This window comes from Pseudomonas sp. R1-1, assembly GCF_051132135.1.
GTDB lineage: Bacteria > Pseudomonadota > Gammaproteobacteria > Pseudomonadales > Pseudomonadaceae > Aquipseudomonas.
In genome coordinates this window covers 5,761,806-5,774,262 of record NZ_CP071663.1, presented here as the reverse complement: position 1 = coordinate 5,774,262, position 12,457 = coordinate 5,761,806, and the positions used below count along the sequence as shown (strand labels likewise).

Annotated in this window: 11 protein-coding genes; 4 read left to right on the top strand and 7 right to left on the bottom strand. The window is 61.3% G+C overall.

The window, feature by feature from the left end:
- Window positions 1-98: 98 nt before the first annotated feature.
- The 6 genes from phaC to argS all read right to left on the bottom strand — a co-directional run bounded on the left by phaC (window position 99) and on the right by argS (window position 7,189).
- On the bottom strand, window positions 99-1,778 hold the full coding sequence (gene phaC, locus J3P75_RS25770; protein WP_434708659.1) for a class II poly(R)-hydroxyalkanoic acid synthase: 1,680 nt from the start codon (window positions 1,776-1,778) through the stop codon (window positions 99-101).
- Between the two features lie 258 nt (window positions 1,779-2,036).
- Window positions 2,037-2,414 carry a gamma-butyrobetaine hydroxylase-like domain-containing protein gene (locus J3P75_RS25765; RefSeq protein WP_434708658.1) on the bottom strand — a complete coding sequence of 126 codons (378 nt, stop codon included), beginning with the start codon at window positions 2,412-2,414 and terminating at the stop codon, window positions 2,037-2,039.
- Between the two features lie 153 nt (window positions 2,415-2,567).
- Window positions 2,568-3,905, bottom strand: coding sequence for an ATP-dependent protease ATPase subunit HslU (gene hslU / locus J3P75_RS25760; RefSeq protein WP_090280386.1), 1,338 nt, complete (start codon window positions 3,903-3,905; stop codon window positions 2,568-2,570).
- A gap of 55 nt (window positions 3,906-3,960) precedes the next feature.
- Window positions 3,961-4,491, bottom strand: coding sequence for an ATP-dependent protease subunit HslV (gene hslV, locus J3P75_RS25755; RefSeq protein WP_090280391.1), 531 nt, complete (start codon window positions 4,489-4,491; stop codon window positions 3,961-3,963).
- A 243-nt stretch (window positions 4,492-4,734) separates the two neighbouring features.
- Window positions 4,735-5,451, bottom strand: coding sequence for an SPOR domain-containing protein (locus tag J3P75_RS25750; protein ID WP_203420403.1), 717 nt, complete (start codon window positions 5,449-5,451; stop codon window positions 4,735-4,737).
- 1 nt (window position 5,452) lies between these two features.
- Entirely contained in the window at window positions 5,453-7,189 is a 1,737-nt protein-coding gene (argS, locus tag J3P75_RS25745) for an arginine--tRNA ligase (protein ID WP_434708657.1), read from the bottom strand.
- Between argS and J3P75_RS25740 the strand changes: the two genes are divergently transcribed.
- The gene (locus J3P75_RS25740) at window positions 7,188-7,310 is read left to right on the top strand and encodes a hypothetical protein (RefSeq protein WP_269458769.1); all 123 of its coding nucleotides are present in this window, start codon (window positions 7,188-7,190) and stop codon (window positions 7,308-7,310) included. The two genes, argS and J3P75_RS25740, sit on opposite strands and share 2 nt — an antisense overlap.
- A 113-nt stretch (window positions 7,311-7,423) precedes the next feature.
- Here J3P75_RS25740 and J3P75_RS25735 read toward each other — a convergent pair whose 3' ends face one another.
- On the bottom strand, window positions 7,424-9,643 hold the full coding sequence (locus J3P75_RS25735) for a primosomal protein N' (protein WP_434708656.1): 2,220 nt from the start codon (window positions 9,641-9,643) through the stop codon (window positions 7,424-7,426).
- Window positions 9,644-9,928: 285 nt separating this feature from the next.
- Between J3P75_RS25735 and rpmE the strand changes: the two genes are divergently transcribed.
- From rpmE to J3P75_RS25720, 3 genes are all read left to right on the top strand, one after another.
- Window positions 9,929-10,150 carry a 50S ribosomal protein L31 gene (gene rpmE / locus J3P75_RS25730; RefSeq protein WP_016772055.1) on the top strand — a complete coding sequence of 74 codons (222 nt, stop codon included), beginning with the start codon at window positions 9,929-9,931 and terminating at the stop codon, window positions 10,148-10,150.
- A gap of 41 nt (window positions 10,151-10,191) precedes the next feature.
- Window positions 10,192-10,974 (top strand): thermonuclease family protein, encoded by a 783-nt coding sequence (locus tag J3P75_RS25725; protein ID WP_434711375.1) that lies wholly within the window; start codon window positions 10,192-10,194, stop codon window positions 10,972-10,974.
- 184 nt (window positions 10,975-11,158) lie between these two features.
- Entirely contained in the window at window positions 11,159-12,427 is a 1,269-nt protein-coding gene (locus J3P75_RS25720; protein ID WP_090280412.1) for a malic enzyme-like NAD(P)-binding protein, read from the top strand.
- Window positions 12,428-12,457 lie beyond the last annotated feature (30 nt).

Here is a 12,457-nt window from a genome sequence, read left to right as displayed (position 1 = left end):
CTGCTCGCGATAGCGTACATCCAGTCAACGAATAGGTTGAATCTGATGCCCTCATCGCGAGCAGGCTCGCTCCTACAGTGGAGTTCTGGTGGTGTCAGTTACCGTTCGTGAACGTAGGTGCCCGGCGCAGCCTCGCCCGCCGGATACGCCTTGTTGCCCAGTTTTACTGGGGCCTTTTTCAGGTTGCCCGAGCGCTCGGCCAGCCACGCCTGCCAATGCAGCCACCAGGAATCGGTGTGCTTGGTCGAGTTCTCTTGCCAGTCATCGGCATTGGCGGCCATTTCTTCACTGGTCATGTAACGCGATTTCGGGTTGCCCGGCGGGTTCAGGATGCTCTGGATATGGCCACTGCTCGACAGCACGAATTCAACTTTTCCGCCGAACAGCTGCGCCGACTTGTAGCAGGACTTCCACGGGGTGATGTGGTCGTTGGTGCCGGCCAGCGAGAAGATGTCGGCGGTGACCTGCTTGAGATCGATCGGCGTGCCGCACACTTCCAGTGCGTTGGGGCGGATCAGTGGATTGTTTTTGAACATCTCGATCAGGTCACCGTGGAACGCCGCGGGCAAGCGCGTGGTGTCGTTGTTCCAGAACAGAATGTCGAACACCGGCGGTTCGTTGCCGAGCAGGTAGTTGTTGACCCAGTAGTTCCAGATCAGATCATTCGGGCGCATCCAGGCGAAGACCTTGGCCATGTCCTTGCCTTCGAGGACACCGGCCTGATACGAGTGACGCTTGGCAGTCTCAAGGGTCTGCTCGTCGACGAACAGGGCGACGTCGCTGTCCAGTGTGGTATCCAGCACGCTGACCAGCAGGGTCAGCGAGTTGACCTTGTTCTCGCCGATCGCCGCGTAATGGCCGAGCAGGGCGGTGCAGGTGATGCCGCCGGAGCAGGCGCCGAGCATGTTCACGTCTGTACTGCCGGTGATGGTGGTGACCACGTCGACCGCTTCTTTCAGCGCATCGATATAAGTCGACAGGCCCCACTCACGCTGAGCCTTGGTCGGGTTGCGCCAGCTGATAATGAAGGTCGGCACGTTATTGCGCAGGCAGAAACGCGCTAGGCTCTTGTCCGGGCTTAAATCGAATACGTAGAACTTGTTGATCTGCGGCGGCACCACCAGCAAAGGCCGTTCGTGGACCTGCTCGGTGATTGGCCGGTACTGGATCAGCTCCAGCACATCGTTGCGAAACACCACCGCGCCTTCGGTCACGCCGAGGCTCTTGCCGACCTCGAACGCACCCATGTTGACCTGGCTCGGCATGCCGCCGTTGTGCACCAGATCCTTGGCCAGATGCGAGAGGCCATCGAGCAGGCTTTTGCCGCCGGTTTCGAAGAAACGCTTGACCGCCGCCGGGTTGGCCGCGGTGTTGGTCGGCGCCATGGCTTCGGTCATCAGGTTAATGACGAAGTGGCCACGGGCGATATCTTTGGGGGTCAGGCTGCTGTCGTCGATCCAGGCATGGAGTTCCTTGCGCCAGGCCAGATAGGTTTGCAGATAACGTTTGTAGAGCGGGTTCTGGCTCCACGCGGGATCGGCAAAGCGACGGTCGTCACCGGCCGGTTGCAGTTCGGATTTGCCGAACAGCACGTTCTTCAGCTCGAGGCCGAAATGGGTCACGTGTTTAACACTATGGATCGGTTGTTTGATGGCCTGTTTCAGCACCATCCGAGCAGAGGCCAGCAGATCCTTTCCGCGCAGCCCAACGACGGGATTAAGCCCCAGGGTGTTTTCCGAGGCTTGATACTTCAGGTCATCGTTATTCTTGTTACTCATCTACGACGCTCCATTGTCCTGAGACGAGTACCCGGTTTGCGGCTGTGCAGTTCCACAGCCAATGCCAGGTACTACTGCTCGGGTGACCGTTGATTCTGCATAGCTGCTTTACAGTCGTAGAGCATTGCAGGGAACTTGCCAGCTCCATTGGTTACCCGAGTTTAATTTTTTTCGCAAGCAGGCCGATCCTCGGCCATACAGCGGAGCATTCAAACAGATGAAGTTAGAAAATGCCTTCTAATGAGCGCAAGGCTCGGGCTAGAGCATCAGCTTGACGAACGACTCGTTCGGATCGCGGGTTTTTCCGGCGGCACGCAACTCGGCGAGATAATCGTCCCAGAGTTCTTTCTGGCGTTTGCCGAGTTCGTAGAGGTAATCCCACGTGAACAAGCCGCTGTCATGACCGTCGTCAAAGGTCAGTTTCAGTGCGTAGTTGCCGGCCGGTTCCAGCTTGCTCAAGCCAACGTTGAGCTTGCCGAATTGCAGGATCGGTTTGCCGTGGCCCTGGACCTCGGCGGAGGGCGAATGCACGCGCAGGAATTCTGCGGGCAGGGTGAATTCTTCACCGGACGCGTAGGTCAGCGTCAGGGTTTTCGAGGCTTTGTGCAGTTTGATTTTGGCGGGGATTCGATTCATGGGTTGGCCTCCGATATATGGGCGACCCTGGAGCAAGTGTGGGAGCGAGCCTGCTCGCGAAAGCGCTGTGTCAGACAACATTGATGTCCGCTGACACGGCTTCTTCGCGAGCAGGCTCGCTCCCACAGGGTCCGCTACCGCTGTAAGTATGGCTTACAGGATATAACGGGACAGGTCTTCGTTCTGCGCCAATTCGCCGAGGTGGCTGTTGACGTATTCGGCGTCGATCAGGATCGGCTTGTCGTCATGGGCGCTGGCCAGATCGCCGGCACTGAACGACACCTCTTCGAGCAGACGCTCGAGCAGCGTGTGCAGGCGACGGGCACCGATGTTCTCGGTCTTCTCGTTGACCTGCCAGGCGATTTCCGCCAGACGCTTGATGCCTTCCGGCTGGAACTGGATGTGCAGGCCTTCGGTTTTCAGCAGCGCGCAGTATTGCTCGGTGAGCGAGGCGTGCGGTTCGCTGAGGATGCGCTCGAAGTCTTCCGGGCTCAGCGCCTTGAGTTCGACGCGGATCGGCAGACGGCCTTGCAGTTCCGGCACCAGATCGCTCGGCTTGCTCAAGTGGAACGCACCGGAGGCGATGAACAGGATGTGGTCGGTCTTGACCATGCCCAGCTTGGTGTTGACGGTGCAGCCTTCGATCAGCGGCAGCAGGTCGCGCTGCACGCCTTCACGGGAGACATCGGCGCCGCCGACGTTACCGCGCTTGGCGACCTTGTCGATCTCGTCGATGAACACGATGCCGTGCTGCTCGACCGCTTCCAGCGCCTTGGCCTTCAGTTCTTCTTCGTTGACCAGACGCCCGGCTTCTTCGTCGCGCACCAGTTTCAGCGCTTCCTTGACCTTGAGCTTGCGCGACTTCTTCTTGCCCTTGCCCATGTTGGCAAACAAGGACTGCAGCTGGTTGGTCATCTCTTCCATGCCCGGCGGCGTGGCGATCTCGATGCCGGACACTTCGGCGACTTCGATCTCGATTTCCTTGTCGTCCAGCTGACCTTCACGCAGACGCTTGCGGAACAACTGACGGGTATTGGAATCGCTGGCCGGTGCTTCTTCATTGCTGAAGCCCATGCGTGCCGGCGGCAGCAGCGCGTCGAGGATACGGTCCTCAGCGGCGTCTTCGGCACGGTGGCGTACGCGGGTCATTTCCTGCTCGCGGAGCATCTTGATCGCCGCATCAGCCAGATCACGGATGATCGACTCGACGTCACGGCCGACGTAGCCGACCTCGGTGAATTTGGTCGCTTCGACCTTGATGAACGGCGCGTTGGCCAGTTTTGCCAAGCGACGGGCGATCTCGGTTTTACCGACACCGGTCGGGCCGATCATCAGGATGTTCTTCGGCGTCACTTCAACGCGCAGCTCTTCAGGCAGCTGCATGCGGCGCCAGCGGTTGCGCAGGGCAATCGCGACGGCGCGCTTGGCATCGTCCTGGCCGATGATATGGCGATTGAGTTCGTGGACGATTTCGCGGGGAGTCATGGACATAATAATTGACGGTCCTCAAGCACAAACAAGCCGTGGCACACAGGCCGCGACAGGCTTATTCGGCGAGATCCTGCTCCTCAATGGTCTGGGTGTGGTTGGTGAATACACAGATGTCGCCAGCGATGCCGAGAGCGGTCTCGACGATCTCGCGAGCCGACAGGTCGGTCTTTTTCAGCAGGGCGCTGGCCGCGGCCTGGGCGAAAGCACCGCCGGAACCCATGGCGATCAGGCCATCTTCGGGTTCGACCACGTCACCGTTGCCGGTGATGATCAGCGAGGCGTCCTTGTTGGCGACCGCAAGCATCGCTTCGAGGCGGCTCAGGGAACGGTCGGTGCGCCACTCTTTGGCGAGTTCGACGGCGGCGCGGATCAAGTGGCCCTGATGTTTTTCCAGCTGGCCTTCGAAACGTTCGAAGAGCGTAAAGGCGTCGGCAGTGGCACCGGCAAAACCGGCGATGACCTGGCCGTGGTACAGGCGACGGACTTTTTTCGCGTTGCCTTTCATCACGGTATTGCCGAGTGAAACCTGGCCGTCGCCGCCCATGACGACTTTGCCGTGACGGCGGACTGAAACGATGGTGGTCAAGGGAAGAGTCTCCACACAGCGGGGCGAAAGTGCCTTATGCCCATTCATATGGGGGTGCTGGAGAGGATTTCAACCGTGGTGCGGGAGAGGGGACGAGCGGTGTCTGTCACTGATCGTTCACTGATCGTTCCCACGCTCTGCGTGGGAATGCAGCCCGGGACGCTCCGCGTCCCTTCACTGCCGGGGACGCAGAGCGTCCCTTGAGGCGTTCCCACGCAGAGCGTGGGAACGATCAGCGGCGAGTCAGCGGCTCTGGCGTTGTTGTAACAGCAGGTTGCTGAAGCCGGCGCCGGCCAGTTGTTTCTGCGCGGTGGTCAGTTGTTCACGATTGCTGAACGGGCCGACCAGAACGCGGTACCACGTTTCGTCCTTCACCGTGCCGGACTCAACCGCCACGGCCTGGCCGAGCAGAATGATCTGCGCGCGGACTTTGTCAGCATCGGTTTCCTTGCGGAACGAGCCGGCCTGCAGGAAGAACTTGGTCACCGGCGCCGCTTTGCTCACCGGTGGCGCGGGTGGCGGAGTAATCCCGGCCAGCGCGGCCTGAGCGCGCGCGGTGTCGATCTTCGCGGCTTCCGCCGGGGTGACCGGCGTGGTCGGGATGGCCGGCACTTGTGGCGTCGGCAGGGTCTTCTCCGGCACGGCATCCGGCGGCACGATCACTTCCGATTCCGGCAGCAGCGTGTAGAAGTCGTACTTCGGCTTGACCGGTTGCGTCGGGCTCGGCGGGGTCTTGTTGGCTTCGGCGATTTTTGTCGCTTTCTGCTGTTGCGCCTGCTCGACCTTTTCACGCTTGACCGTGTCGCTGCCCTTGCCCGGCTCCAGCTTCATCAAAAACACGATGAATGCGCCGACCGTCAGGCCGATGGCCATCCACAGCCAGCCGGGAATCGGTTGCTTGGCCGGTGCCTGATAGCGGCTGGCGCCGCGCTTGGGTGCAGGTTTTTTCTTGGCAGCCAACTTACATACGCTCCAGAGTTTCCAGACCCAACAGCTCCAGGCCTTGCTTGAGGGTGCGACCGGTCAGCGCGGCCAGACGCAGACGGCTCTGCATCTGGGCCGGGGTCTCGGCGGCGAGGATCGGGCAGTTCTCGTAGAAGCTGGAGAACAGGCCGGCGACGTCGTACAGGTAAGTGCAGAGAATGTGCGGCGTGCCTTTGTCGGACACGTTGTTGAGCACTTCACCGAACTGCGCCAGTTTCGCCGCCAGTTCCTGTTCATGCGCCGCTTCGAGGACGATCTGGCCGTCGACTTCGCTGAAATCCTTGCCGAGCTTGCGGAACACACCGGCGACGCGGGTGTAGGCATACAGCAGGTACGGCGCGGTGTTGCCTTCGAAGTTCAGCATCAGGTCGAAGTTGAAGCTGTAGTCGCTAGTGCGATGCTTGGACAGGTCAGCGTATTTCACCGCGCCGATGCCGACGACCTTGGCGATGTTGCGCAATTCGTCTTCGGCAAGCTCCGGGTTTTTCTCTTTGACCAGGTTGTAGGCACGTTCCTGCGCTTCGGTGAGCAGGTCGATCAGCTTCACGGTGCCACCGTCACGGGTCTTGAACGGACGGCCATCGGCGCCGTTCATGGTGCCGAAACCCATGTGTTCCATTTCCATCGGATGGGTGACGAAACCGGCTTTGCGCGCCACGGCGAAGACTTGCTGGAAGTGCAGGGCCTGACGCTGATCGACGAAGTACAGCGCACGATCGGCTTTCAGCTTGCCACTGCGGTAGCGCACGGCAGCGAGGTCAGTGGTGGCGTACAGGTAACCGCCATCCGCCTTGACGATGATCACTGGCAGCGGGTCGCCATCGGCATTCTTGAACTCGTCGAGGAACACGCACTGGGCGCCGTTGCTCTCGACCAGCAGGCCCGCGGCTTTCAAGTCGTTGACCACATTGATCAGGTCGTCGTTGTAAGCGCTTTCGCCCATCACGTCGGCCATGGTCAGTTTGACGTTGAGCAGTTCGTAGATCTTCTGGCAGTGCGACAGCGAGATGTCCTTGAACCGGGTCCACAGTGCCAGGCACTCGGCATCGCCGGCCTGCAACTTGACCACCAGACCGCGGGCGCGGTCGGCAAATTCTGCGGACTCGTCGAAACGCTGTTTGGCGGCGCGGTAGAAGTTTTCCAGATCGGACAGTTCGTCGCTGGTGATCGGGTTTTCCTGCAGATAGGCCATGAGCATGCCGAACTGCGTGCCCCAGTCGCCGACGTGGTTCTGGCGGATCACTTCGTCGCCAAGGAATTCGAGGACGCGGGCCACACCGTCGCCGATGATGGTCGAACGCAAGTGGCCGACGTGCATCTCTTTGGCCAGGTTCGGCGCCGACAGGTCAACCACCGTGCGCTGCGCCGGGCCAGCCTTGCGCACGCCGATATGGGCGTCAGCCAGCGCGGCATCGAGACGGTTGGCCAAGGCCTGGGTGTTCTGGAAGAAGTTGATGAAGCCCGGGCCGGCGATTTCCGCCTTGGTGACGTTTTCGTCAGCCGGTAGCGCGGCGATGATTTTTTCCGCCAGATCGCGCGGCTTCATCCCGGCCGGCTTGGCCAGCATCATCGCGATGTTGCTGGCGAAGTCGCCGTGAGTCTTGTCGCGGGCGTTTTCCACTTGAATCGCCGGCGACAGGCCTTCAGGCAACACACCTTCGTTGACGAGTTGGGTGAGGGCTTGTTGGATCAGCTGGCGAATGGTGTCTTTCATGGTCTTCTCTTTCGACCGCAAGCGCGGCGGGCGCATCGGTGCGCGGGTGGAAAAACTGGGCATTATCCGTGGCGAAGCCGGGCTTGCCAACCTTAGCAGGCTGGTTGTGGATATGTGGTGACAAAAACTCTGCTTTCGCGAGCAGGCTCGCTCCCACAGGGGTTCGTGCAGGACGCAAAAGTGCAGCGCTGATCCATTGTGGGAGCGAGCCTGCTCGCGAAAGCGATCTTCAGCTCAATACAAATCTACCGGGTCGACATCCAGCGACCAGCGCACCGCCCGCCCGCTCGGCATCTGCTCCAGCGCGAGCAACCAACTGGCCAGCAACCGATGCAGCGGTGCCCGCGCGGTCGCCTGCAACAACAATTGCGCTCGATAACGCCCGGCGCGACGTTCCATCGGCGCCGGCACCGGCCCGAGCAGTTCGATGCCGCTCAGATTCAGTTCGCTGAGCAAGCGCTCGGCCTCGCTGCAGGCTTCATCGAGGAAGCCTTCCGCCTGCCCCGGTTTGTGCGCTTCGGCGCGCAACAGCGCCAGATGGGCAAACGGCGGCAACCCGGCGGCGCGGCGTTCGCTCAGCGCCTGCTCGGCAAAGGCGAAATAACCCTGCTCGGTCAGCTGCACCAATAAAGGATGATCGGCCAGGTGCGTCTGAATAATCACTTTGCCCGGCTCTTCCGCCCGTCCCGCACGACCTGCGACTTGAACGATCAACTGCGCCATGCGCTCGCTGGCACGGAAGTCGCCGGAAAACAGGCCACCGTCAGCGTCGAGAATCGACACCAGCGTCACCCGCGGAAAATGGTGACCCTTGGCCAACATCTGCGTGCCGACGAGGATGCAAGGCTGGCCCTTCTGAATCGTTGCGAATAACTGATTCATCGCGTCCTTGCGCGAAGTGCTGTCGCGATCGACGCGCAGCACCGGATAGTCCGGGAACAGAATCGCCAGGCGTTCTTCGGCGCGTTCGGTACCGGCACCCACCGGGCGCAAGTCGACCTTGTTGCACTTCGGGCACTGGCGCGGGGTGCGTTCGACGTTGCCGCAATGGTGGCAACGCAACTCACCGTAGCGCTGGTGCACGGTCATTCGCGCATCGCAACGCGAACACTCGGACATCCAGCCGCAATCGTGGCAGAGCAAGGTCGGGGCAAAACCGCGGCGGTTGAGGAACACCAGCACCTGCTGGCCGTTGGCGAGGGTCTGGCCGATGGCTTGTTGCATTGGCCCGGAAATGCCGCTGTCCAGCGGACGGCTTTTCACATCCAGGCGCAGAAAGCGCGGCTGTTTGGCGCCGCCGGCGCGCTCGTTCAGGCGCAACAGACCGTAACGCCCGGTGTAGGCGTTGTGCAGGCTTTCCAGCGACGGCGTGGCCGAGCCGAGCACGATCGGAATGTTTTCCTGACGTGCACGTACCAGCGCCAGATCACGGGCGTGGTAGCGCAAGCCTTCCTGCTGTTTATAAGAGCCGTCGTGCTCTTCATCGATGATGATCAGCCCCGGATTTTTCATCGGCGTGAACAGCGCCGAGCGGGTGCCGATAATAATGTCAGCTTCGCCATCGCGGGCGGCGAGCCAGGCGTCGAGGCGTTCGCGATCGTTGACCGCCGAGTGCAGCAGGGCGATGCGCGCATTGAAACGCTGCTCGAAGCGCGCCAGGGTCTGCGGGCCGAGGTTGATCTCCGGGATCAGCACCAGCGCCTGTTTGCCGGCTTCCAGGGTTTCGCGGATCAGCTGCAAATACACTTCGGTCTTGCCGCTGCCGGTAACCCCGGCCAGCAGAAACGCGTGATAACTGTCGAAACCGGCGCGGATCGCTTCATAGGCCGCGCGTTGTTCGCTGTTGAGCGGCAGTTCCGGTTGCGCCAGCCAATGTTCATGGCGCGCGCCCGGGAGGTGGCGGCGGATTTCCACTTGCACCAGACCCTTGGCCAGCAGCAGGTCGAGGCTGTCCTTGCTCAGCATCAGTTTGCTCAGCAATTGATGGGCGACGCCGTGGGGATGCTGGGCGAGGGTCGCCAGGGCCTCACGCTGGCGCGGGGCGCGGGCGATGCGCGGATCATCGAGGCTGGCACCGGGCGCCACTGACCAGAAACGCTCCTGACGTGCCTCGGCCAGCTCGCCCTGACGCAGCAGCACCGGCAGCGCCCAGCTCAAGGTGTCGCCGAGGCTGTGCTGGTAATACTGCGACGTCCACAGGCACAGCTTGAACAGCGCTGGCGGCAATGGTGCGGTGGTATCGAGCAGCGCCAGCGCCGGCTTGAGTTTTTCCACCGGCACTTCGCTGGTGTCGGCGACCTCGACCAGAATCCCGATCATCTCGCGCCGCCCGAACGGCACCCGCAGGCGCATGCCCGGCTGCAATTGCTCACGCCGCACCCCGGCCGGCGCCCGGTAATCGAACAGGCGGCGCAGGGGCGAAGGCAAGGCAAGGCGCAGAATGGCGTCGGGCACGCGGGGGGATCTCGATCAGGGCGGTAGGACTCAGCGCATTACCCTGTAGGAGTGAGCCTGCTCGCGATAGCGGTGTGGCATTCAGCAATTGTTTCGTCTGACACACCGCTATCGCGAGCAGGCTCACTCCTACAGGGGGTTGCGTATTGGGCCGGGAGCCTAGCAGACGGTCGGTCTCGGTGACAGCTTGCGCGTTTGAAAAGGTCTGGTAGAATCCGCGGCCTAATTACGTGCGGTATTCAACAATAGTGTTGGGTGGCGGCACGCTAGCCTGAGGAAGACACCATGAAAGCCGAAATCCATCCGAACTACCCGGAAATCGCTGTTACCTGCAGCTGCGGTAACAAGTTCGAAACTCGTTCGACCTACGGCAAAGCCCTGGCGATCGACGTTTGCAACGAATGCCACCCGTTCTACACCGGTAAGCAGAAGACTCTGGACACCGGCGGCCGCGTGCAGAAGTTCGCAGACCGTTTCGCTACTTTCGGCGTCGGCAAAAAAGCCTGAGGCTGATCATTTTGGAAAGTCGTATCGACTTCTCCAGACTGATGAAAAAGGCGTCCCTTGCGGGCGCCTTTTTTGTGTCTGCGATTTGGCTCTCGGGTGCGCAGGCCTTCTGTCCGGCGCCCGCCGGACTGACCAGCGTCACTGTGCAGCGGGTAGTCGATGGCGACACGCTGCGTCTGAGCGACGGCCGCAGCGTGCGGATGATCGGCCTCAATACGCCGGAGCTGGGCAAGCAGGGTCGCAGCGACGAACCGTTCGCCGTGGCCGCGCGCAAACGCCTCGAAGCGCTGGTGGCGGACAGTGGCGGGCGTGTCGGCTTGCGTCCCGGCAAGCAAGGCAAGGACCATTACGGCCGCACGCTCGCGCATGTCTACAGCGCCAGCGGTGCCAATCTCGAAGCGCAAATGCTTGCCGATGGCCTCGGTTTTCAGGTTGCCGTTGCGCCGAACGTCGATCTGGTTGCCTGTCAGCAGGCCGCCGAAACCTCGGCGCGGCAGGCCGGGCGGGGCATCTGGCGGCAATCACCGGTGCTCAAAGTGCAGCAGATTCAGCGTTCGGGCTTTGCTGTGGTCAGCGGCCGGGTGAGCAAGGTGCAGCGCAATCGCGGTGGAATCTGGATCGAGTTGCAGGACGCGCTTGTACTGCGCATTGCACCCAATCTGGTCGGACAATTCGACAATGCCCGTTTGCAGACGCTGAAGGGCAAGCAGATCGAGGCACGCGGCTGGATTGTCGATCGCTCGCGGCGCGGCGGCTTGCAGGCGGGGCAGGCGCGCTGGTTGTTACCGTTGACCGATCCTTCGATGTTGCAGGGTTCGCGCTGAAGAAAAAATTGTAGACATTTTTCAAATCGATTGTGAACAGTCCAGCCCTTGTGCGCCGTGGCTCTTGGCCCAAAGTCGTAGGGCAGGGCGCTTGACAGCGGTGACCGCTCAGTCTTGTGGGGACTTTGCGAGGCGCGTATCCTCGCTGACCAGTCTGTCCAACAGTAAAAAGCGGAATGCCAAAATGTCTGATCTGAAAACTGCCGCTCTCGAATATCACGCCAATCCTCGTCCGGGGAAGCTGAGTGTCGAGCTCACCAAGGCCACTGCTACCGCTCGCGACCTGTCGCTGGCGTACAGCCCCGGCGTAGCTGAACCAGTGCGCGAGATCGCCCGCGATCCCGAACTGGCCTACAAGTACACCGGCAAGGGCAACCTGGTTGCAGTGATTTCCGATGGCACCGCGATTCTCGGCCTGGGCAACCTCGGCCCATTGGCCTCCAAGCCAGTGATGGAAGGCAAGGGCGTGCTGTTCAAGCGCTTCGCCGGTATCGACGTGTTCGACATCGAAGTCGACTCGGAAAGCCCGCAGGCCTTCATCGACACGGTCAAGCGCATCTCCATCACCTTCGGCGGCATCAACCTCGAAGACATCAAGGCGCCAGAGTGCTTTGAGATCGAGCGTGCGCTGATCGAACAGTGCGACATTCCGGTATTCCACGACGACCAGCACGGTACCGCGATCGTTACTGCGGCCGGCATGATCAACGCTTTGGAAATCGCTGGCAAAACCCTGCCAGAAGCGAAGATCGTCTGCCTGGGCGCCGGCGCTGCCGCCATCTCCTGCATGAAACTGCTGGTGAGCATGGGCGCACGCATCGAAAACATCTTCATGGTTGACCGTACCGGCGTGATCCACTCCGGCCGTGACGACCTCAACCAGTACAAAGCCGTGTTTGCTCACGCCACCGAGAAGCGCAGCCTGGCTGACGCTCTGGCGGGCGCTGACGTGTTCGTCGGTCTGTCCGGCCCGAACCTGCTGAGCGCTGAAGGCCTGCTGTCGATGGCAGCGAACCCGATCGTGTTCGCCTGCTCCAACCCGGATCCGGAAATCTCCCCGGAACTGGCCCACGCCACCCGTAGCGACGTGATCATGGCCACCGGCCGTTCGGACTACCCGAACCAGGTCAACAACGTACTGGGCTTCCCGTTCATCTTCCGCGGTGCCCTGGACGTTCGCGCCAAGCGCATCAACGAAGAAATGAAAGTCGCGGCCGCCAACGCCCTGCGCGAACTGGCCAAGCTGCCGGTGCCACAGGACGTCTGCGATGCCTACGGTGGTGCTCCACTGGAATTCGGCCGTGAGTACATCATTCCGAAGCCAATGGACAAGCGCCTGATCACCCTGATCTCCGACGCTGTGGCCAAAGCGGCGATCGAGACCGGTGTGGCCACCCTGCCGTATCCGAAGAACTACCCGCTGAAAAGCGTGGATGACGTGTTCAACGGTTAAGCCGTTGTAGCGCTTCAAACGAAAGCCCCG